This is a genomic window from Luteibacter sp. 329MFSha, assembly GCF_900111665.1.
Classification (GTDB): Bacteria; Pseudomonadota; Gammaproteobacteria; order Xanthomonadales; family Rhodanobacteraceae; genus Luteibacter.
This window is the reverse complement of sequence record NZ_FOJE01000001.1, coordinates 1,720,357-1,741,697: the sequence shown is the minus strand read 5'-3', so window position 1 is coordinate 1,741,697 and position 21,341 is coordinate 1,720,357. Positions and strand designations below refer to the sequence as shown.

21 protein-coding genes are annotated in these 21,341 nt (G+C 68.9%); 9 read left to right on the top strand and 12 right to left on the bottom strand.

Translation table 11 applies throughout. The features are described from left to right. The first annotated feature begins 29 nt into the window (after nt 1–29). The 6 genes from BMW54_RS07815 to BMW54_RS07790 all read left to right on the top strand — a co-directional run bounded on the left by BMW54_RS07815 (nt 30) and on the right by BMW54_RS07790 (nt 6,072). A complete protein-coding gene (locus BMW54_RS07815) occupies nt 30–656 on the top strand; it encodes a GNAT family N-acetyltransferase (protein ID WP_090054388.1) in 627 nt (208 codons plus the stop codon). After that, nucleotides 653–1,918 (top strand): bifunctional tetrahydrofolate synthase/dihydrofolate synthase, encoded by a 1,266-nt coding sequence (folC, locus tag BMW54_RS07810; protein WP_090054386.1) that lies wholly within the window; start codon nt 653–655, stop codon nt 1,916–1,918. Before BMW54_RS07815 ends, folC begins: the two co-directional genes overlap by 4 nt. Before the next feature lie 88 nt (nt 1,919–2,006). Then, nucleotides 2,007–3,047 (top strand): SPOR domain-containing protein, encoded by a 1,041-nt coding sequence (locus BMW54_RS07805; protein WP_090054384.1) that lies wholly within the window; start codon nt 2,007–2,009, stop codon nt 3,045–3,047. A 43-nt stretch (nt 3,048–3,090) separates the two neighbouring features. Continuing rightward, on the top strand, nt 3,091–3,723 hold the full coding sequence (locus BMW54_RS07800) for a CvpA family protein (protein ID WP_090054382.1): 633 nt from the start codon (nt 3,091–3,093) through the stop codon (nt 3,721–3,723). 16 nt (nt 3,724–3,739) lie between these two features. After that, nucleotides 3,740–5,218: an amidophosphoribosyltransferase gene (purF, locus tag BMW54_RS07795; protein WP_090054380.1), complete on the top strand. Its 1,479-nt coding sequence runs from the start codon at nt 3,740–3,742 to the stop codon at nt 5,216–5,218. Nucleotides 5,219–5,271: 53 nt separating this feature from the next. Beyond that, entirely contained in the window at nt 5,272–6,072 is an 801-nt protein-coding gene (locus tag BMW54_RS07790) for a ferritin-like domain-containing protein (protein WP_090054378.1), read from the top strand. 181 nt (nt 6,073–6,253) lie between these two features. Here the strand turns inward: BMW54_RS07790 and BMW54_RS07785 are convergent, their stop codons facing one another. The 9 genes from BMW54_RS07785 to BMW54_RS07745 all read right to left on the bottom strand — a co-directional run bounded on the left by BMW54_RS07785 (nt 6,254) and on the right by BMW54_RS07745 (nt 16,916). Next, a complete protein-coding gene (locus BMW54_RS07785; RefSeq protein WP_090054376.1) occupies nt 6,254–6,982 on the bottom strand; it encodes a UDP-2,3-diacylglucosamine diphosphatase in 729 nt (242 codons plus the stop codon). Then, nucleotides 6,979–7,725 (bottom strand): peptidylprolyl isomerase, encoded by a 747-nt coding sequence (locus BMW54_RS07780; protein WP_090055808.1) that lies wholly within the window; start codon nt 7,723–7,725, stop codon nt 6,979–6,981. Before BMW54_RS07780 ends, BMW54_RS07785 begins: the two co-directional genes overlap by 4 nt. A gap of 65 nt (nt 7,726–7,790) precedes the next feature. Continuing rightward, nucleotides 7,791–9,308, bottom strand: a complete 1,518-nt coding sequence (locus BMW54_RS07775; protein ID WP_090054374.1) for a Ppx/GppA phosphatase family protein — start codon at nt 9,306–9,308, stop codon at nt 7,791–7,793. 44 nt (nt 9,309–9,352) lie between these two features. Then, entirely contained in the window at nt 9,353–9,874 is a 522-nt protein-coding gene (locus BMW54_RS07770; RefSeq protein WP_090054372.1) for a hypothetical protein, read from the bottom strand. Continuing rightward, nucleotides 9,871–11,016 (bottom strand): MGDG synthase family glycosyltransferase, encoded by a 1,146-nt coding sequence (locus BMW54_RS07765; protein WP_090054370.1) that lies wholly within the window; start codon nt 11,014–11,016, stop codon nt 9,871–9,873. The genes BMW54_RS07770 and BMW54_RS07765 overlap by 4 nt, the downstream gene beginning before the upstream one ends. Further along, nucleotides 11,013–13,085: a polyphosphate kinase 1 gene (gene ppk1, locus BMW54_RS07760; RefSeq protein ID WP_254779150.1), complete on the bottom strand. Its 2,073-nt coding sequence runs from the start codon at nt 13,083–13,085 to the stop codon at nt 11,013–11,015. Before ppk1 ends, BMW54_RS07765 begins: the two co-directional genes overlap by 4 nt. Nucleotides 13,086–13,185: 100 nt before the next feature. Continuing rightward, nucleotides 13,186–14,463: a phosphate regulon sensor histidine kinase PhoR gene (gene phoR, locus BMW54_RS07755; protein WP_090054365.1), complete on the bottom strand. Its 1,278-nt coding sequence runs from the start codon at nt 14,461–14,463 to the stop codon at nt 13,186–13,188. A 58-nt stretch (nt 14,464–14,521) separates the two neighbouring features. Continuing rightward, entirely contained in the window at nt 14,522–15,211 is a 690-nt protein-coding gene (gene phoB / locus BMW54_RS07750) for a phosphate regulon transcriptional regulator PhoB (protein ID WP_045827901.1), read from the bottom strand. An 88-nt stretch (nt 15,212–15,299) separates the two neighbouring features. Then, on the bottom strand, nt 15,300–16,916 hold the full coding sequence (locus tag BMW54_RS07745) for a M48 family metalloprotease (RefSeq protein WP_090054364.1): 1,617 nt from the start codon (nt 16,914–16,916) through the stop codon (nt 15,300–15,302). A 158-nt stretch (nt 16,917–17,074) separates the two neighbouring features. Here BMW54_RS07745 and grxC point away from each other — a divergent pair, with 158 nt between their 5' ends. From grxC to BMW54_RS07730, 3 genes are all read left to right on the top strand, one after another. Further along, nucleotides 17,075–17,344, top strand: coding sequence for a glutaredoxin 3 (grxC, locus tag BMW54_RS07740; RefSeq protein ID WP_090054362.1), 270 nt, complete (start codon nt 17,075–17,077; stop codon nt 17,342–17,344). Next, entirely contained in the window at nt 17,344–17,733 is a 390-nt protein-coding gene (locus BMW54_RS07735; RefSeq protein ID WP_090054360.1) for a carboxymuconolactone decarboxylase family protein, read from the top strand. Before grxC ends, BMW54_RS07735 begins: the two co-directional genes overlap by 1 nt. 109 nt (nt 17,734–17,842) lie before the next feature. Continuing rightward, entirely contained in the window at nt 17,843–18,865 is a 1,023-nt protein-coding gene (locus tag BMW54_RS07730; protein ID WP_090054359.1) for an isocitrate dehydrogenase, read from the top strand. Between the two features lie 50 nt (nt 18,866–18,915). Here the strand turns inward: BMW54_RS07730 and BMW54_RS07725 are convergent, their stop codons facing one another. From BMW54_RS07725 to thiD, 3 genes are all read right to left on the bottom strand, one after another. Next, complete coding sequence (locus BMW54_RS07725; RefSeq protein WP_090054357.1) at nt 18,916–19,446, bottom strand: hypothetical protein; 531 nt, start codon at nt 19,444–19,446, stop codon at nt 18,916–18,918. Between the two features lie 72 nt (nt 19,447–19,518). Next, nucleotides 19,519–20,445 carry an aspartyl/asparaginyl beta-hydroxylase domain-containing protein gene (locus BMW54_RS07720; RefSeq protein ID WP_305791354.1) on the bottom strand — a complete coding sequence of 309 codons (927 nt, stop codon included), beginning with the start codon at nt 20,443–20,445 and terminating at the stop codon, nt 19,519–19,521. Between the two features lie 100 nt (nt 20,446–20,545). After that, complete coding sequence (gene thiD / locus BMW54_RS07715) at nt 20,546–21,322, bottom strand: bifunctional hydroxymethylpyrimidine kinase/phosphomethylpyrimidine kinase (protein WP_090054352.1); 777 nt, start codon at nt 21,320–21,322, stop codon at nt 20,546–20,548. Between the last annotated feature and the right edge of the window lie 19 nt (nt 21,323–21,341).

The following is a 21,341-nucleotide window of genomic DNA, read 5'->3' as shown; positions in this document are numbered from 1 at the left end:
TTGCCGCTTTCGCTCCGGCCCATCCTTCCATGCGCGACATTCCCGGCATCGACGTGCGTGTCCACATCGGGCAGGACATCCTGCGTGTCGTCGACGAGATCGCGGGCCTGCGCATCGCGGTTTTCCGCGAGTGGCCCTACCTGTACGACGGCGATCGCGATTACGAGCGCGACTACCTCGCGGCGTACGCCGCGTCGTCCCGCAGCGTGTGCGTGGTCGCGCGCGAACAGGGCGGCCGCGTCGTAGGCGTGTCCACCGGCATTCCGCTGGCCGACGACGGCGAAGCGTTCCACCAGCCGTTCCTGGAGCGCGGCCTGCCGATCGACGACGTCTTCTATCTTGGCGAATCGGTGCTGCTGCCCGCGTTTCGCGGGCGTGGGATCGGGCATGCCTTCTTCGACGCGCGGGAAAGCCACGCGCGTTCCGCCGGGCCGTTTCGCTGGACGGCGTTCTGTTCGGTGCGCAGGAGCCCGGCGGACCCTCGTGCGCCGGCCGGTTATCGTGGCAACGAGGCGTTCTGGCGCGGTCGCGGTTACATCCCGGCCGAAGGCATGCATTGCGCACTGGCCTGGAAGGAAACGGGCGACGCCGAAGCGACGCCCCACGTTCTCGATTTCTGGATGCGCGAACTCGATCGCGCCAAGGTATCCGCATGACCCGCACGCTCGCCGAATGGCTCACCTACCAGGAGCGGACGCATCCGCGCGACATCGAGCTCGGTCTCGACCGCGTCCGAGGCGTCTGGCATGCGATGGGCGCGCCGCGTCCGGCGCCGGTCGTCATCACCGTCGGCGGGACGAACGGCAAGGGCTCCACGGTCGCGCTCCTCGAGGGCATGCTGCGGGCGGCGGGCTATCGCACCGGCTGTTACACGTCGCCGCACCTGCTGCGTTACAACGAACGCATCCGCATCGATGGCGTCGACGCGGACGACGACGCGCTCGTCGCGTCCTTCGAGCGCATCGAGGCCGCGCGCGGATCGATCCCGCAGACGTATTTCGAGTTCGGCACGCTGGCCGCCATCGACCTGATGTCGCGGGCCGCGCTGGACGTCGCCATTCTCGAGGTTGGCCTCGGCGGGAGGCTCGACGCCGTCAACATCGTGGATGCGGACGTCGCCGTGGTGACGACGGTCGACCTCGACCATCAGGACTGGCTCGGCGGCGACCGTGACAGCATCGGACGGGAGAAAGCGGGCATCGCGCGGGCGGGGCGGCCGGTCATCGTCGGCGAGGCATCGCCTCCGAAGGGTCTGCTCGACGCGCTGGGGGCGATCGGTGCGGCGATCGTCCGGGCCGGGATCGATTTCGTCGCGGAGGACGCCGCGCCAGGGTGGCGCTGGACCCATCGCGACGGTACGTCGCTGGAGCTCCCGTCGCCGGCGCTCGACGCACCCGTGCAGAGGGCGAACGCCGCGGCGGCCATCGCGGCGCTACATGCGCTGGGTGGCCGGGTGACCGTCCCGGTCGCGGCGATCGCTCATGCGCTGACGACGGTGCGGGTCGGAGGGCGACTGCAGCGCATAGCGGACCGGCCGCGGACGCTCGTCGACGTCGGCCATAACCCACAGGCTGCGCGAGCCCTCGCCGATTGGCTGGACGCGCGGAACGACGGTGGCCGCGTGCTGGCCGTCTACGGCGCGCTGGCGGACAAGGACGTGGCCGGTGTCATCGCCGCGCTCGGCGACCGCATCGATCATTGGTTCCTCGCCGGTCTGGACGCCGACACGCCGCGCGGGCTCCCGGCGGAGGCCCTGGCGACGGCGCTGGCGGGCGTCTTTCCGGCTGCCGCTTTCGATCGCCATGCGACGGTCGGCGAGGCATGGGCCGCGGCGCGATCCGCGGCGGCCGACGACGATACGGTGCTGCTGTTCGGCTCGTTCTTCGTCGCGGGCGCGGCGCTCTCCGCATCGGCGTGAACGCCGGCGCGACCGGAAGCATCGGGCGGACCCCGATGCCGGGTATAATCGTCGCGATCCGCTTTGCACCGGTCGTATGGAGCCTTCCTTGAAAACACGCCTGTTGGGTGCCGCTGTCCTGATCGCGCTGATCGTCCTGTTCGTGCCGATGATGTTCTCCAGCACGCCGCCGAAGACGGACACCGACCAGACCGTGAGCCTCGCCATCCCGCCGGCGCCCGACCGCGACCTGCAGACGCGTACCCTCGACGTCGCCCCGCCCGGCACGCCGCCGCGCGCGCCGGCCGGCCAGGCCGCGCAGACGTCTCCTGCTGCGACGCCAGCCGCCCCGGCCTCGGCACCCGCCGCGACCGTTACCCCGGCCGCCGGTGGCAAGCTGGCCTCCGTGGATATCGCCTCGCGGAAGCCGGCGGACGCGCTCCCGGAAGACTTCGCCAACGCGCCGGCCGCGAGCAAGCCCGCTCCGGCCGTGCCCGCGCCGTCGCCCAAGCCCACGAAACCCGCGCCCGCCGCGACGCCCGCCGAGGCACCGGCGCTGCCGCCGGGCACCGCCGCGCGCGGCAGCTACAGCATCAATCTCAGCGCCTACGCGGACCGCTCCAAGGCCGATGCGCTGGTGCAGAAGGTCAAGGCGCTCGGTTATCCGGTCAGCACCGCGTCGACCACCCAGGCGGGCAAGGCGCTCACGCGCGTCAACGCCGGTCCGTTCGAGACCCGTGCCGCCGCCGAGGCGGCGCGGCTGAAGATCGTCGCCGCGGTACCGGGCGCGCCGGCCAGCCTGTCCACGAAGGCGGAGAACCAGACGGCCGACGCGCCGGCGCCCGCTCGCGCCGCACCCGCATCGGCCCCGGGCGCCGCGACGCCGGCCGTGCCGGCCGCCGCGCCGCGCGCCGGTGGCTTCGCCGTACAGGTCGCCGCGGTGTCCAGCGAGGCCGAGGCCGGGCGCCTGCGCGACCGGCTGCGCGCCGCGGGCATCCCGGGCTACGTGGACAGCATCGCCTCGTCGAGCGGCGCGAAGCTCTGGCGCGTCCGCGCCGGGCCGCAGACCCAGCGCGACGACGCGGTGCGCCTGAAAGATTCGATCAAGGCCAAGGTGGGCCTCGATGGCGTCGTCGTGACCGCGCCGTAAGGCGCTTTCGACGACAACGCCACCGTCAATCCGGGAGCGCCGTGTGAACTGGGCCGATTACGTCATTCTTGCCGTGCTGTTCCTCTCGGTCTTGATCGGCCTCATGCGAGGCCTCATTTCCGAGGTGCTTTCGCTCGTGATCTGGGTCGCGGCGTTCTGGCTGGCGTGGATGTTCGGCCCTACGGTGGCGACGTATTTCGAAAGCAGTGTCCCGCTGCCCACCGCCCGGATGGCGATCGGCTACGGGTTGTGCTTCATCGTGGTGCTGCTGGTGGGTGCGGTGTTCCGGTTCCTGATCGGCCGGCTGGTGTCCGGCACGGGGCTGGGCGGCGTCGACCGGTTTTTCGGCTCGCTGTTCGGGCTGGCGCGTGGCGTACTGATCGTGAGCGCGGTGGTGTTCATGCTGGAATTCACGCCGCTGCCCGCCCAGCCGCTATGGCGCGAGTCGACGATGCTGCCGCAGTTCGCGGCGCCGGCGGCCTGGCTGGGTCAGCAGATTCCCGCGAACGTGCGCGACTACATGCATCCGCCCGAGTCGCTGAAAAACATGAAGATGCCCGACGTCGCCTTGCCGAGCCGGGAACAACTGATGAAACTGCGCGACCTCACGGTACCCGCGCGGCCAACGCAAGATTCGAAAGCTCACCCAGCCGCCGCATCCACGGCGGCTCCTTAAAGCAGAAGGCAACACCATGTGCGGAATCATCGGCATCGTCGGTACCACGGAAGTGGCATCGGCCCTGTATGACGGCCTGACCGTCCTGCAACATCGCGGGCAGGATGCCGCCGGTATCGCCACCGTGGATGGCGCGCGCCTGCGCCTGCACAAGGGCAACGGACTCGTTCGCGACGTCTTCAATTCGGCGGGCGTGAGCAAGCTGCGCGGCCGCATCGGCATCGGTCATTGCCGTTACCCCACGGCAGGCTCCGAAGGCACGGAAGAGGCCCAGCCCTTCTACGTGAACTCGCCCTACGGCATCGCCTTCGCGCACAACGGCAACCTCGTGAACACCGAGACCCTGCGCAAGGAGATGTTCGAGGACGATCGCCGGCACATCGATACCGATTCGGATTCCGAAGTGCTGCTCAACGTGCTCGCGCACGAACTGCAGGTGGAGGATCGCGGCGACCTGACGCCCGAGCACGTGTTCAAGGCGATCGCCGGCGTGCACGCCCGCGCCCGTGGCGGCTATGCCTGCATCGCGCTCGTGCTCGGCTATGGCCTGATCGCGTTCCGCGACCCGAACGGCATCCGTCCGCTCGTGCTCGGCGAGCGCGACACCACCGAGGGCCGCGAGTACGCCGTGACGTCCGAATCCGTGGCGCTCGACATCCTGGGTTTCCGCCGCGTGCGCGACATCGAGCCCGGCGAAGCCGTGATCATCACCGAGGGCGGGCAGTTGCACGCCCAGCGCTGCGCCGAGGGCGCGGTGCACGCGCCGTGCATCTTCGAGTACGTGTACCTCGCCCGTCCGGATTCGATGATCGAGGACGTCTCGGTCTACAAGGCGCGCCTGCGCATGGGCGAGAAGCTCGCCGAGAAGATCCTGCGCGAGCGTGGTCCCGACCACGGCATCGACGCCGTCATTCCCATCCCGGATACGTCGCGCACCGCGGCCAGCTCGCTGGCGCAGGCGCTGGGCGTCCCGATGCGCGAAGGCCTGGTCAAGAACCGCTACATCGGCCGCACGTTCATCATGCCGGGGCAGGGTGAACGCGTGAAGTCGGTGCGCCGCAAGCTCAACGCCATCGACCTGGAGTTCCGCAAGAAGAACGTGTTGCTCGTCGACGACTCCATCGTGCGCGGCACCACGTCGAAGCAGATCATCCAGATGGCCCGCGACGCGGGCGCGAAGAACGTCTATTTCGCCTCCGCCGCGCCGCCGGTGCGCTACCCGAACATCTACGGCATCGACATGCCGGCTGCGTCCGAACTGATCGCCGCGGGCCGCACGGTGGAGGAGGTCGAGAAGGCGCTCGGCGCCGACTGGCTGATCTACCAGGATCTCGACGACCTGATCTGGGCGGTCACGGACGGCAACGAAGACCTCAAGCAGTTCGACACCTCGTGCTTCTCCGGCGAGTACGTCACCGGCGTCGCGGAGGGTTTCCTCGAACAGCAGGAGACCCTGCGTTCCGACGCCGCGAAGAACGAACGGCGAAGCGCCTGACGACGGTCGTGGGAAGCGTGCTGGCGCGCTTCCCACTAGCGTTTTTTACAGCGATGAACGATCTCCATGCCGCCGCCCGCCGCTGTCTCGATGCGACCGAGCCCGCGGAGAAGGTCCGCCTGACCTTCGCGGCGTGGACCGCGCTGAACGCCGGCACGCTCGGCCCTGACGCCGCATCGCCGCCACCGGATCCCATCGGTCTTCCGGGCCGCCCCGCGCGGCCCCGGCTCGTTCCCGCCCGCGAGCTCGCGCAGCGCGGCCTCGGCACGGAGGCCGGGCGCGCCGCGCTCGTACACGCGATCGCGCATATCGAATTCAACGCCATCGATCTGGCATGGGACGCGATCTATCGTTTTCGCGGCAAACCCGACGCCTATTACCGCGACTGGGCATCGTGCGCCAACGACGAAGCGCGGCACTTCACGATGCTCTCGGAAAGGCTCGCCGAACTCGGCCACGCGTACGGCGACTTCGACGCGCATAACGGCTTGTGGGAAATGGCGGAGAAGACCGCCCATAGCGACACCGCCCGCATGGCGCTGGTGCCGCGCGTGCTCGAGGCGCGTGGCCTCGATGTGACGCCGGGCATGATGGAACGGCTACGCCGTCAGGGCGACGATCGCACCGTGGCGATCCTCGAGGTCATCCTTCGGGAGGAGGTCGCGCATGTCGCCGCCGGCACGCGCTGGTTCCACTGGTGCTGCGCCCGCGATGGCATCGATCCCGAAGCGACGTTCGCGACGCTTCTCGACGACTACATGAACGGCTCGCTGCGCGGGCCGTTCAACCTCGATGCCCGCCGCGCGGCCGGCTTCTCGGAATCCGAGCTCGTCTGGTTGAAAACGCTGGCCTGACCGACGGCCCGAGGACCAAATGGTGGGAGCCGATCGTATCGGCGACGGCGCTGAGAAGTTGCCGCACGGGTGCCTCTGCAGCAAACGAAGCGGCGTTGCGTTGGGAGGCCTCGTCGAGCGTGCCCGCTGCCGCGGGATCGCCGATACGATCGGCTCCCACCCGGCTCCCATCCTTTGGTCGCTACGGGACCGTGAGTCCGCGCAGTTCCGTCGATTCACCGTCGATGCGAAGCACCGACCCGTGGTCGTACCAGTCGCCCAGCACGATGCGCTGGGCGGGTGCGCCGTCGAGCGCGAAGTCGTGGATGGCCGGCCGGTGCGTATGGCCGTGCACCAGGCGTACGACGCCGGCATCGCGCATCGTCGCTTCGACCGCGCCCTGGTTGACGTCCATGATCGTCTCGTCGATGCGGCCGGTGCGCGACTTGCTGTCGCTGCGCGCCTTGGCGGCGAACGCGCGACGAGCCTCCAGCGGCATCGAGAGGATCTGTCGCTTCCAGGCGTCGGTGCGCACCTGCGCGCGCACCGCCTGGTATTCGACATCGTCGGTGCAGAGCACGTCGCCGTGCATCAGCAGGGTCGGGACGCCTTCGATCGTGTGCACGGTGCCATCGTCGAGCAATTCCATGCCCGCCCGTCCGGCGAACGACTCGCCGAGCAGGAAATCGCGGTTGCCGACCATGAAGTAGACCGGGACGCCCGCGTCGCGCAGGCCGCTCGTCGCGGTCGCGATGCGCGCGGGCAGTTCCGCGTCGTCGTCGTCGCCGATCCAGGCTTCGACCAGGTCGCCGAGAATGTAGAAGGCACTCGCGCCGCGCGCCTCGTCGGACGCGAGGAAGCGCTCGAAGAGGGCGGTGATGTCGGGCCGGGCGTCGTCGAGGTGCAGGTCCGCGATGAACAGCGTGCTCATGCCGGCTTCGACGACGTCGCCGCGGGCTTCTTCTCGCCCTTCTTCGGCTCGGGGGCCTTCGCCGGCGTGGCCGTCGCGGGGGCGGCCTTGGCCGGAGGACCGGCGGTGGCGGCGCCGGCGGGCGCCGGCTTGTCCTCGCCCACGACACTCGCGGAATCGATGATCACCAGGGGATTGGGGACGTCGCCGACGAACGGACCCTGCGGACGCGTGGGCAGCTTGGCGATCTTGTCGATGGTATCCATGCCGGCGACGACCTTGCCGAACACGGCGAAGCCCCAGGTCATGCCGCTCTGGTTGCTGACGTAATCCAGACGACGGTTGTCGACCAGGTTGACGAAGAACTGCGAGGTGCCGGAATTGGCGTCCGTGCCACGCGCCACGGCGACGGTGCCGCGCAGGTTCGACAGCCCGTTGTCGGCCTCGCTCGGGATGGCGGCACGCGTGCGGCGCTGGGTCAGGTCGCGGCTGTAGAGGCCACCCTGCACCATGTACCCGTCGACCACGCGGTGGAAGACCGTGCCGTCGTAGAAGCCGTCGCGCACGTACTGGAGGAAGTTCGCGACGCTCTTCGGGGCTTTCTCGGGGAACAGCTCCAGCGTGAAGTCGCCCTGCGTCGTGTGCATGACGACGCGCGGATGCTCGACCGCCGCTGGCGCCGATGCCGCGGGCCGGGCCGCCTGCTGCGCGAGCGCGGCGACGGGCAGGGCGAGGAAGACGCTGGCAAGTACGGCTCTGAACATGGGCGACCGGTCGTGACGCTGGAACGATCCCGCCATGATACCCCCCTTCGCGGGTGCGATCGCCCTCATTCGGTCACGATCTCCAGCTCGAGGCCCAGTTCGGCCAGGGGCTCGCGCTCCTGCTCGAGGTCGGCCTCGGTCAACGGATGCTGGTCGAGCCAGTCCGCCGGGAGGGACAGGCGCAGCCGCTGGCGCGTCGCCACCACGCGGATCCTGGGCAGGGCTTCGGCCCGGCGCGCGCGACGGAAGAGGACGGCGAGGCGCAGGATCGCCGTGATGTGCCGGGCCAGCACGCGGTAGCGCACGGGCAGGGCGGAGATCGTGGATTTCTCGGGCTTGCGCCGGTGCGACTCCACGATCGCGGCGAGCAGCTGCTGCTCCTGGCGCGAGAAGCCGGCCATGTCCGCGTGCTTGAGGATGTAGGCGCCGTGACGCTGGTGCTGGCTGTGGGCGATCGCGAGCCCCAGCTCATGCACGCGCGCCGCCCACGAAAGCCATTCGCGTGCGTCGTCGTCGAGCTTCCAGACTTTCGCCAGCTGATCGAACAGCGACAGCGCGGTGGTTTCGACGCGACGCGCCTGCGCGCGATCGACGCCGTAACGCGCGGCCAGCGAATCGATGCTGGCCATGCGCGGGTCCGTGCCGGCCGAACGGCCGATCAGGTCCCACAGCAGGCCTTCGCGCATCGAGCTTTCCGATACCCGCAGGCGATCGATGCCCAGCGCGTCGAAAGCGGCTTCGAAGATCGCCACGCCGCCGGCGAAGACTTCCGCGCGATCGTCGGCGAGGCCGGGCAGCTTCAGCGTCGCGGAGGAGCCCTGCTCGATCAGCGCCTCGCGGATCGCGGCGAGCGACTCCGGCGTGATGCCGTCCTCGGAGAGCTTCATCGCGCGAACGACGGCACCGATGGCCTTCGCCGTGCCGGACGAACCGTAGGCGTCACCCCAGCCGGCTTCGCGATAGTCCTCGGAAAACTGCTGCAGCAGCACGCCGATCTCGCGGCGCGCGCGCTGCCAGCGCTTGCGCGTGATCTTGCCGCCGGGAAAGAAGCGCAGCGTGGAGGCGATGCAACCGACCTGCACGCTTTCCGTCAGCACCGGCGACGTGCCGCGGCCGATGATGAACTCCGTGCTGCCGCCGCCGATGTCGATCACGAGGCGGTGGTCGCGCGACGCCGGCAGGTCGTGCGCGGCACCGAGGAAGATCAGGCGTCCCTCCTCGCGTCCCGAGACGATTTCCACGGGGTGGCCGAGCGCGGCCTCGGCGGCCGAAAGGAACGCATGCGGCGAGGCGAGCCGGCGCACCGTGTTCGTCGCCACGGCGCGCACGTGCAGGGCGGGAATGCCGGCGATCCGCTGGCCGAAACGGGCGAGGCTCGCGAGCGCCGCGGCGCGGTGGCTGGCGTCGAGCGTCCCGTCGGGGCGCAGGCCGACCGCCATGCGCACGGAGTCGCGGAGGCGATCGATCACCCGGGGTTCGCCGTGTTCGTAGCGCGCCACCACCATGTGGAAGCTGTTGGAGCCGAGGTCGACGGCGGCAAGGAGCTCGCCTTCGTTGATCTGCGATTTAGCTGTCGGTGCCAAGGGGAAATGTCCGCAGCGGGCTATCGGTTGATTCTGGCATGGGGTCAGGGCTTGCGTGCAAGCGAGCGATCGTGGGAAGGACGGGCTTTCGGCATCGCCGATAGCGCGAACAGCAGCAGGCAGAGAAATCCGAAGACCCAGTAGTCCGTCGGCGCCGGGCCCCACCAGTGCCGGTGCCAGGGCACGTCGACCGGGTCGAAGCGCGCGAGTCCGAAGGCCGGGTTGAGGACGAACCACAGGGCGTCCTCGGCCACCCAGAACAGCATCACGCACGCGATGGCGCGCACCTGGGCCCGCCAGCTCCAGAAACCACGGAACACCATCGGAAAGTGGAAGAACAGGGCGATGAACGGAAACACCCAGGCGTGGTAGCCCGTCATCGCGCGGCCGCCCCAGAGCAGGTCGAGCAGCCAGTGATTCTCCACCCGCCAGGTCGGCAGGCTGCTCGCCCAGCCATGCGGGCCTTCGATCTCGATCTCCACGTGGGCGAACAGGAAGGCGAGCAGCAGCGTGAACAGGAATGTGGCGACGACGGACGCCACGCGCCGTCCGGGAGAATGGATCATGCGGCGTCCAGGTGGGCGATGACGGTGTGGATCACGTCGCGCGCGGCGTGGGGCCGTCCGATCGCGCGTGCCCGCTCCGCCATCGCGGCGAGTCGCGGCGGGTCGGCGCGCAGCTGGCCGATCCGCCAGGCCAGCGCGACGGCGTCGATCGCCTTCCACGCGGCGCCCTGTTCGAGCAGATAGTCGGCGTTGCGTTCTTCCTGGCCGGGGATCGGCGCGTTGACGATCATCGGCAGGCCCATCGCGAGGCATTCCGACGTGGTCAGGCCGCCGGGCTTCGTGACGGCGAGATCGCAGCAGGCCATGAGCCGCTCGACATGGGGCGTGAAGCCCTGCGGGAAGAGGCGGTCCGGGTAGCGCGTGGCGGCCAGCGTGCGCAGGCGTTCGAGCATCGCGGTGTTCCGCCCCGCGAGCACCACCAGCTGGAAGCCGTCGCTGTCCGTGAGGAGCGCTTCCGCGAGTTCGTCGAGCGCGCCGACGCCGGCCCCGCCACCCATCACGAGGTAGGCGGGCCGATCGGGGTCGAGACCGAACGAGGCGGCGAGCGCGCGCCGGTCGTGCGCCTGGGCGAACGCCGGCATGATCGGTATCCCGGTGGTATGCACGCGTTCCGGTGGCAGTCCGACGGCGGCCATGCGCCGCGCGATCTCGGGACTGGCCGCGAAGTAACCCGCCATGCCGGGGATGATCCACATGCGGTGCAGGTCGAAATCCGTGACCTGCAGCCAGACCGGGGCATCGATGCGCCCCTTGCGTTTCTGCCGGGCGAGCATCTCGGCGGGAAGGAAATGAGTGCAGACGATGGCGTCCGGCGCGAAGGCGGCGATCGCCGTGCGCAGGCGGCGCGTGTGCACGCGCTCGATGGTGCGGCGCATGCGCTCGGTCACGGCGTCCGGCCGCGTGTCGTCGGTGATGCGATAGAGCATGCCCCACAGCTGCGGATGCCGCGTGATGAGGCGCAGGTAGAAATCGGCGTAGATGCGGCGGAAGCTCGACGGGACGTAATCCATGACATCGAGGTGCCGCGCTTCGACGTCGTGGCCTTCGGCGGCCAGGGCGGCCACGCTGGCCTCCAGCGCCTCGGCGGCGCGCACGTGTCCCGCTCCCGCGGATACCGACAGGAGCAGGATGCGCTTCGTCATCCGCTATAGGCCGCGAGCAGCGCCTGCTGGGCGCTGTGCGGCGCCTCGCCGCGGCCGGGATGGCTGCGCGTGTAGCGGCCGTCGCTGCCGAGCAGCCACGCCTGCGTGTTGTCGCGCAGGTAGTTGTCGAGTGTTTCGTCGTAGACGCGGCGCGCGAGTTCGGGATCGAGGATCGGCACGCCGATCTCGATGCGTCGCATGAGGTTGCGCTCCATCCAGTCCGCGCTCGCGCAGTAGAGTTCGGGGGCGCCGTCGTTACCGAACCAGTACACGCGGCTGTGTTCGAGGAAGCGGCCGATGATCGAGCGCACGCGGATGTTCTCGGACACGCCGGGGATGCCCGGGCGCAGCGTGCAGGCGCCACGGATGATGAGGTCGATCTGCACGCCGGCGACCGACGCGCGATACAGCGCCTCGACGACGTGCGCTTCGTTGAGCGCGTTGAGCTTCGCGACGATGCGGCCGGGCCGGCCATTGGCGGCATGTTCGATCTCGCGCTCGATCTTCGCCATGACGCTGCTGTACAGCGTGAACGGCGAATGCAGCAGGCGCTTCAGCTGGATCATGGGGCCGAGGCCCGAGAGCTGCTGGAACACCTTGTGGATGTCCTCGCCGATCTCGGCGTCGGCCGTCATGAGGCCGATGTCGGTGTAACCGCGGCTGTTGCCCTGGTGGTAGTTGCCCGTGGACAGGTGCACGTAGCGGCGCAGACCGCTGCCTTCGCGACGCACGATGAGCAGCATCTTCGCGTGCGTCTTGTAACCCACGACGCCGTAGACCACCTGCACGCCGGCCTCCTGCAGGCGGTTGGCCAGCCCGATGTTGGCCTCTTCGTCGAAGCGCGCGCGCAGCTCGATGACGACGGTGACGTCCTTGCCGTTGCGCGCGGCCTCGACCAGCAGGTCGACCAGGGGCGAATCCTTGCCGGCGCGATACAGCGTCTGCTTGATCGCCAGGACGCCCGGGTCCTGCGACGCGCGGCGCAGCAGCTCGACCACGGACGCGAAGGATTCGTACGGATGGTGCAGCAGCACGTCGCGCGTGCCGAGCACGTCGAACTCGTTCACGCCTTTCTCGAACGCGGGCAGCAGCCGCGGCGTGAAACGCGGGAACTTCAGTTCCGGCCGGTCGATCTGGTCGTAGACGAGCCCGGCGCGGATGATGTTCACCGGGCCGTCGCAGCGATAGACGTCGGCTTCCTCCAACTGGAAGTTCGCGATCAGCATGTCGGTGATCGCGCGAGGGCAATCCTCGCCCACCTCCAGGCGCACCGGTCGCGCGTAGCCGCGTCCGGCGAGCTCTTCGCTCAGGGCGCGTGCGAGGTTCTCGACCTCCGCTTCCTCCACCACCAGTTCGCTGTTTCGCGTCACCCTGAACTGGTACGCGGCGCATACCTGGAAGCCGGGGAAGATCTCGTCGGCGAAGGCCTGCAGGACCTCGGCGAGGAAGACGAAATCGCCGTCGCCGCCGGAGACTTCGGCGGGGATGTGGATGATGCGGGGCAGGGAGCGCGGCGCGCGCACCAGCGCCATGTGGCCCTCGCGGCCGAACGCGTCGCGGCCCTTCAGCACCACGGCGAGGTTCAGCGTCTTGTTGAGGATGCGCGGGAACGGATGCGCGGGATCGAGGCCGAGCGGCGAGAGCACCGGCATGATCTCGTTCTGGAAATAACCCAGCAGCCAGCGGCGCTGCTTGTCGCTCCAGGTGTCGCGCGTGAGGAAGCGGATGCCGTCGGCGGCGAGCGCCGGCTGCAGTTCCTCGCGCCAGATGGTGAACAGCTCGTCCACGAGTTCCAGCGTGCGTTCGCGGATGCGCGTGAGGATTTCCGTGGACGACAGGCCGTCGGCACCGGGGATGGCCGCGCCGAGCGCATGCTTGTGCTTGAGCACAGCCACGCGCACTTCGAAGTATTCGTCGAGGTTGTTGCTGACGATCGTGAGGTAGCGCAGCCGCTCCAGCACGGGGACGTCGGGATCGCGCGCCTGCGCCAGCACCCGGAAGTTGAATTCCAGCGCCGCGAGCTCGCGGTTGATGTAGAGCCCGGGGGCGCCGAGGTCGATGTCGCTCATTCGTTTGGCCACGCGCTTCATGACAGCCGATGGTGTCTCATCCGCGATCATGCCGGAAAGCGGCGATGCAGCAAGCCCCGGAACCATCGGCCGCCCCCGCCTACGGGTGCTGCCCCGCGGCTTCCTGCAGGCGCGTGCCGTCGAGCAGGCGATCGCTGCCGAAAACACAGGCGAACGTCGAACCCTTGCCGGGCTCGCTCTCGATCACGAGCCGGGCCTGGTGCAGGTTCAGCACGTGCTTGACGATCGACAGGCCGAGGCCGGTGCCGCCCGAGTCGCGCGAGCGGCTCGACGAGACGCGATAGAACCGTTCCGTGAGTCGCGCGATATGCGCGGCGGGAATGCCGAAACCGGAATCCTGCACCGCGAACCGGGCGCCGTCGTCGGTGCCCGTCCAGCGAATGGCGATGCGGCCGCCGGTCGGCGTGTAACGCACGGCGTTGCTCACGAGGTTGGAGAACGCGCTGTGCAGGTCCTTCGGCGAGCCGAGCAGGTCGTACGACGTGGCGATGTCGAGCGTCACGGTGTGCCGCCCCTGGCTCAGGGCTTCGGCCTCCTTGCGCAGGCTCGCCAGCAGCGGTGCCATCTGCACCTGTTCGTCGGCCACATGGTCCTGCGTTTCCAGGCGCGACAGGGTCAGCAGGTCCTCGACGATCTGGCCCATGCGCTTGGACTGCGCGCGCATCTCGTCGAGCACCGGCGCGAGTTCGGGGACGTCCTCGGGATCGAGCAGCTCGAGGTAGCCGTGGATCACGGTCAGCGGCGTGCGCAGCTCGTGCGAGACGTTCGCCACGAAGTCGCGGCGGATCTGTTCGAGGCGGGTGAGGTGGCTCGTATCGCGCGCGAGCAGCAGGCGCTGGCGGCTGCCGAAGGGCAGCAGCGTCGCGGTCACGTGGCGGTTCGGATGACCCGGCGCCGTCGCGTCGTTGAGCGGCTCGCGGCCACCGTCGGCCAGCCAGTCGGCGAGCTCCGAGTTGCGCAGCAGGTCTTCGATCAGGCGGCCGCGATCGCGCGGACGCTTCAGGCCGAGCAGGTCCTCGGCCGCATGGTTGAACCAGCGCACGTGCCAGGAGTGGTCCAGCAGGACCACCGCGTCGGGCAGGGTTCCGGCCGCGCTGCGCAGGTCGCGCAGGCGGGAAGCGATTCGACGGGTGCGGGTCATCAGACGGTCATGTTCGGAGCGGGTCGACGCGGACGGCTGCAACATTGGCCGCGTTTTATGACGGAACAGCGACAGCAGCACGACGGTTTCCAGCAGCGCGACGAGGGTCACGCCGGCAAGCGGCGCGCCCGCGAGCGCACCGAATCCCGTGCCTGCCGCCAGGAGGGCGAGGCACGCGGCGGGCAGGCGCCAGGAAGCGAGGAAGCGGTCGAGCATGGAAAGGGCCGGTGACGGTCTGGTGGATCGCACCATAGCGCGCCCGGCCCGCGAATACCTAGGTGTTCGCGGAGAACCGGTAACCGGCGCCGCGGACGGTCTGGACCATGTCGTCCAGCTTCCAGGGTTCCAGCGTCTTGCGCAGGCGACGGATGTGGACGTCGACCGTGCGTTCCTCGACGTAGACGCTGCCGCCCCAGACGTGATCGAGCAACTGGGCACGCGAGTAGACGCGCTCGGGGTGCGTCATGAAGAAGAACAGCAGGCGGTATTCGGTGGGGCCGATGGGCACGGCGTCGTCGCCGGCGAAGACGCGGTGCGCCGGACCGTCGATGCGCAGGCCGCCCAGCTCGACGACGCCGGAGCCGTCGTCACCCTGGCTGCGGCGCAGGACGGCCTTGATGCGGGCGATCAGCTCGCGCGTGGAGAAGGGCTTGATGACGTAATCGTCGACCCCTGCCTCCAGGCCGTTGACGCGATCCATCTCCTCGCCGCGCGCGGTGAGCATGATGATCGGAATCTCTCGCGAGAGTTCCTCCCGACGCAGGCGCCGGGCCAGTTCCAGGCCGCTGGTGCCGGGGAGCATCCAGTCGAGCAGGATCAGGTCGGGGACCCGCTCGGAGATGGCCATCTGTGCGGCGCGGGCGTCGGCGGCGTGCGCCGCGTCCATGCCCGCCTTGCGAAGCGCGAAGGCGACCATGTCGCGAATCGAAGCCTCGTCTTCCACGATAAGGATGCGTTTGTGCACGCTGGGGCCGCTCATTGGCTATGACGGTCATATTGCAGCCATGCTGTGTTACACGGCAATGACAATCGTCACAATTGGCCGGAACCTCTTACTGGCTCCGGCCGTCGGGGTTGTCGTCGGTGCTGACCCGGCGCTTGCGTAGCTCCAGCAGCAGGGGCGTCAGGTCGCTGATCCGGGCCTGGATGCGGGAGCGCTGGTAGTAGTCGAGGTCGTCGCGCTTCAGGAGCCGCTTGAGCTGCTCCATGGCGTCGAACGGCCGTCCTGCGAGGTAGGCGCTATCCGCGTAGGCTTCGGCGGCGCGCACGGTGTCGCCGGAGCGCTCGCTGGCCCGCGCGAAGGTGCGGAAGATCTCCGGATCGTCGCTGTCGTCGAGCATGGGCCTGAGCAGGCTCGTGGCGGCGCGCGCGTCGTCTGCCCGGCCGGTGTCCGCCAGCGCTTTCGCGTAGCCCAGGGTCACGGCGCGGTTCCGGGGCGAGTTGGCGTGCAGCGCCTTGTAGATCGCCATGGCGTCGCCGTGCCTGCCGGCGTCGACGTACGCGTCGGCCATCGCCAGGCGGATGACGACGTTGTCGGGCTGCTGCGCGAGCAGCGGTTGCAGCTGACCGATGGCCTGGGCGCCGCGGTTCGAGCGGATGAGCGCCACCGCGTAGCCGTAGCGGTTCGCGGCGGTGTCGAAATCCTTCCGTTCAAGGTTCGTGGCGTAGTACGCGGCCAGCTTCTGGACATCGCCGGACAGCACGCGATCGCGTTCGCGCATGAGCGCGTAGGTATCGGCGACGCTGTCCTTCGCCACCTTGGCGCCGGCGGAGATCAGGGTCGTGGGATCCTTGACGAACAGCACCGGTGCGGTGGATTTCTCCCACGTCGCCTTGTCGATGGTGGGCAGAGGTGGCCGGTTCGCGATCCGCTCCTCCAGCACGCGCGCCCGCGCCCGCGCGTCGCTGATGCGGGCGAGGGTGACGGGGTGGGTCTGCAACAACGCCGGCAGGGCTTCCTCGCCTTCGCCGACGCGCATGGTGTCCTGCATGCGGCCGAAGAAGTCGGCCATGGCGTCGGGATCGTAGCCCGAGTTCGCGAGCGTCTGGATGCCGACGCGGTCGGCCTCGATCTCGTCCTTGCGCGTGAAGTTGATCTGCCGCTGCAGGAGCAGGCCCTGGCCGCCCATCAGCACCGCGGGCGCGGCATCGCCCGCGCCGCCGCCGGCGCCCGCCGCGATGGCGCCGAGCAGGACGAGGGCCATCAGGGGCGCGTTCTTCTTGGAATCCTCGAACGCCCGATACAGGTGGTTCTGCGTGATGTGCCCGATTTCGTGCGCGATGACGCCCGCCAGCTCGGCCTCGCTGGTGGTGATGTTGATCAGGCCGGCGTTCACGCCGATGTAGCCGCCCGGCGCGGCGAACGCGTTGATCTGGGTGTCGCGGACGATGAAGAACTGGAAGTGGTCCTTCGGCCGGTCGCTCGCCGCGACGAGGCGGAACCCGAGGTCGTTGATGTACTGGTCGAGCAGGGCGTCGTCGACCGTGAGGTCGAGCGCGTGCATCTGGCGGAGCATCATCGCCCCGTACTGATCGGCCTCGCGGGGGCTGATCAGGGCGTTCGCCGAGCTGCCCAGATCGGGCAGGCGGACGGCGTCCTGCGCCCCCGCGACGAGCGTGACGAGGGCGGTGGCGGCGGCGAGGGCGAGGCGGGAGAACGAGGGGCGCATAGGTCCGGCGACGATACCATCACTTAACGATGAGTCGACCTCCACGGCGGAGGCGCTCGGATGGCCTTGGACCGCGGCGCTGCCCAACGGTTCGTCCGCCTTGTAAAATGAGCGCCAAACCGTCATTTAGCGGTCATCCGGTTTCAGGAAATCCTCCCATGTCCACCCCCGACATCACCATCTATTCCACCGCCGTCTGCCCCTATTGCGTGGCGGCGAAGAACCTCCTGAAGGCCAAGGGCCTGGCCTGGAACGAGGTGCGCATCGACATGGATCCGGCGCAGCGCGACGTCATGCTCGAAAAGAGCGGCGGCCGCCGCACGGTGCCCCAGATCTTCATCAACGGCACGCACGTGGGCGGCTTCGACGACCTGGCGGCCGCCGACCGTAACGGCCGCCTGGCCGAAATCCTCGAGGCGGCGCACTGATGGCTGGCGATCGCGTCGAGGAATTCACCGCGTTCCGCAAGCGCATGAACGAGCGGATCCTCGGTGAGGACAACCAGGTCGTCCGCCGTTTCTTCGCCCTGGATACCCAGACCTACCGGGCCGGCGCGCTGGACGTGAAGACCAAGGAAATGCTCGGTCTGGTCGCCTCCATGGTGCTGCGCTGCGACGACTGCATCAGCTACCACGTCGCCCAGTGCAAGGAAGCCGGGGTCAACCGAGACGAGTTCTTCGAGGTGTTCAGCGTCGGCCTCGTCGTGGGCGGCTCGATCGTGATCCCCCACCTCCGCCGCGCGGTCGATTTCCTCGATTCGCTCGAGGGCGAAGCCCCGGCGGACGCGGCGGCCTGCGAGGACCATCCGGCCGCCTGAGCCGCAGTGAACCTTGAAGGAAGCGGGCCGGATCGCCGATAATTAGGCGATTTTCTCCCCGCGCGCGTCCCCAGCGCGCATGCGCCCGCCTTCCTCCAGGAGTTACCCCATGAGCAAGACCATTGCCGTTATCCCCGGCGACGGCATCGGCCCCGAGATCATGGACGCGACCATCCGCGTCCTCGATGCCCTCGACTGCGGCCTGACCTACGACTACGTGGATGCCGGCGTGGTGGCCCTCGAGAAGCACGGCGACCTGCTCCCGCAGGGCACGCTCGATGCGATCGCGAAGCACAAGGTGGCGCTGAAGGGCCCGCTGACCACGCCGATCGGCGGCGGTTTCACCTCGATCAACGTCACCCTGCGCCGCAAGTTCGACCTCTACGCCAACGTGCGTCCGGCGATCAGCTTCCCGGGCACGAAGGCGCGTTACGACAACATCGACATCATCACGGTCCGCGAGAACACCATGGGCGCGTACATGGCCGAGGGCCAGACGCGTGAGGGCGAGGGCGAGAACGAGGTCGCCGTGTCGGTGATCCGCAACACCCGCCCGGGCATGGAGCGCATTTGCCGCTACGGCTTCGAGATGGCCCGGCAGAAGGGCCGCAAGAAGGTCACGGCCGTGCACAAGGCCAACATCATGAAGACCTCGTCGGGCCTGTTCCTCGACGTGGCGCGCGAAGTGGCGAAGGACTTCCCGGACCTCGAGTTCCAGGAAATGATCGTCGACAACGCCTGCATGCAGCTGGTGATGAACCCGTACCAGTTCGACGTGATCGTCACCACCAACCTGTTCGGCGACATCCTCTCCGACCTCTGCGCCGGTCTCGTCGGCGGCCTGGGCCTCGCCCCGGGCGCGAACATCGGCAAGGACGCCGCGATCTTCGAGGCCGTCCACGGTTCCGCACCGGACATCGCCGGCCAGAAGAAGGCCAACCCGTGCGCGCTGCTGCTCGCCGCGGCCGACATGCTCGATCACCTCGGCATGGTGGCCAAGGGCACGCGCCTGCGCGCCGCGATCAGCGACGTCATGAACGCCCGCGACCGCACGACGCCCGACGTCGGCGGCACCGGCACGACCGATACCTTTGGCGATGCCATCGTCGAGCGGATCAAGGCCACGGCCTGATGACAACGAAAACCCCGCGAAAGCGGGGTTTTTTTCGTCCGGAAGGGTTGTCAATCCTCGCGACGAACGATCGTCTCGCCGCGGACTCCAGCGTGCGTCGGGGCGACGGCGACGCCCGAGTTGCACACCTTCGCCTGCGCGGGATAGCGCTCTTCGCAATACCGCACCCACTTGCGCACGCTGCGCTCCCGCTGCGACGGCAGCAGGTGTCCTGTGAGTGGCGCGCGGGAATACCCCGTGATTTCCTTCAGCACCGCGAGCAGTCCGTCGTGCACGAACCAGGGGTGGTACTGCGTATCCGCGCGTCCCGTGGGTGCCCGTATCCATATCGAGCGTTCGGGCAGGCGTCGGCCGTCGCCGAGGTGCGATACCACATAGGGAACGGCCGGGCGGCCCAGTCCTATCAGAGCGCGGAACGCCAGAGCCTGGCTTTCCGCGTCCGTCGTCGTGGCGTCGACGAGGCGCGCCACGACGGGCCCCAGGTCGCGCGGGGCCTGCGCGGGCACCGTCCCTCCGTGCGCCGCGGCCACGAAGGCGGCCAGCGGAACGAGTAGCGTGACTTTCCAGCCAGGTCGCTTCATTGCCGGTGTCTCCGTCGGGGGCTCACCCGATCGGAGTATCGCGCCATCGGAGCGGCGGCGCGTGAAGTCGGTTTAACCCCGGATGAAGGGGTAGGGCGCCAGGAAAATCAGCCAGACCATCAGCACGATGCCGATGTACTTGGCGACGCGGAAGAGCTTCGGGTTGGCCTTCTTGAAGCGACGCGTGCGCTCGCGGCCACGCTGGTTCAGCGCGAACATGCGATTGACGAAGCCGACCTGCTCCTTGCCGTCGTCGCTGTTCGGCGACGCGGTGATCGAGCCCATGAAGGCGCCGACGCGCTTGTTGATCGCCGTCATCATGCCGCTTTTCAGCGGGCGCTCGACGTCGGCGAAGAGGATCACGCGCGTCTGGTCGGTGCGGTTCTCGGCCCAGTGCACGTAGGTCTCGTCGAAGACGACGTCCTTGCCGTCGCGCCAGGCGTGCATCTCGCCGTCGACGAAGATGCGGCAGTCGTCCGAGTTCGGCGTGATGAGGCCGAGGTGGTAGCGCAGGGAGCCGGCGAAGGGATCGCGGTGCGGGTTGAGCTTGCTGCCGGGTGGCAGCAGCGCGAACATCGCCGCCTTCACGCTCGGGATCGAGTTCAGCAGCTTCACCGTTTCCGGGCAAAGGGCTTCGGCGGAGGCGAGCGGCTCGCCGTACCACTTCAGGTAGAAGCGCTTCCAGCCCTGCTTGAAGAACGAGTTGAACGAGGCGTCGTTGTGCTTTTCCGCCGAGCGGATGAACCCCTCGTCGAAGAGGTGCATCGCTTCCTCGCGGATGACCTGCCAGTTGTTCTGCAGCAGGTCGAGTTGCGGGAACCCGCGGCGATCGAGGATCGGGCGCGCCGGCACCGCGGAGAACGCGTACATCAGCAGGTTGTATGGGGCGAAGATCGCCGAGTGATCCACCAGCTGGCGATCGAAGCGCAGGCGCGAGCGGCCGCGCAGGTGCACGAGCAGGACGCACAGCGTGAAGAGGATCAGGATGTACAGGACGATGAAGCGCGGCCCGAGGAAATTCATGGGGTTGGACTCGAGGGTGACGGGCGATATCTGGGGCCCCGGGGGCCGGTATCAACGCGGATAGGATACTCCGCGCTCAATGTCCGAGCACGTGGACGGCGCTCGCGCCTGGCCGCCAGCCCCGCCGTAACGCCTTGTCCACCCACGCGATCGCCGCGCGGACGGCCGCGTGCGGCGATTTGCCCCGCGCGAGGCCCGCGGCCACGGCGGACGCGAGCGTGCAACCGCTTCCGTGGCCTTCGATCGGCAGGCGGGGATGGCGCACCTCGAACATGCCGTGGGCATCGTAGTAGCGGTCGACGACCTCCGCCCCGCGCCCGTGCCCGCCTTTCAGCAGTACCGCACGTGCGCCGAGGGCCAGCAGGTCGGCCCCGGCCGCATCGAGATCGCGCCCCGGCGCCCTGCCGAGCAGCGCCTCGGCTTCGGGCAGGTTGGGGGTCAGGACGTCGGTCAGCGGAATCAGGCGGGTCAGCAGCGTTTCCATGGCGTCGTCGTCGAGCAGCCGCGCGCCGGTGGTGGCGACCATCACGGGGTCGACGACGAGCCAGGCGGGCTTCCGCCGCCGCATCTGGGCCGCGACGTGGCGTGTGACGGCGGCGCTCCCCAGCATGCCGGTCTTCACCGCGGCGATGGGGAAGTCGTCGAAAACGGTATCGATCTGGCTGCGGACGTGCGCGAGCGGTAGCGCATGGATCGCCGTGACCCCTCGGGTGTTCTGGGACGTGACGGCGGTGATGGCGGTCAGGCCATGCGCGCCGAGCGCGTGGAACGTCTTAAGGTCGGCCTGGATCCCGGCACCGCCGCCCGAGTCGGAGCCTGCGATGGTGAGAATGTTGGGTTTCACGGGATGCATGGTGGGACAGCATAGTGGG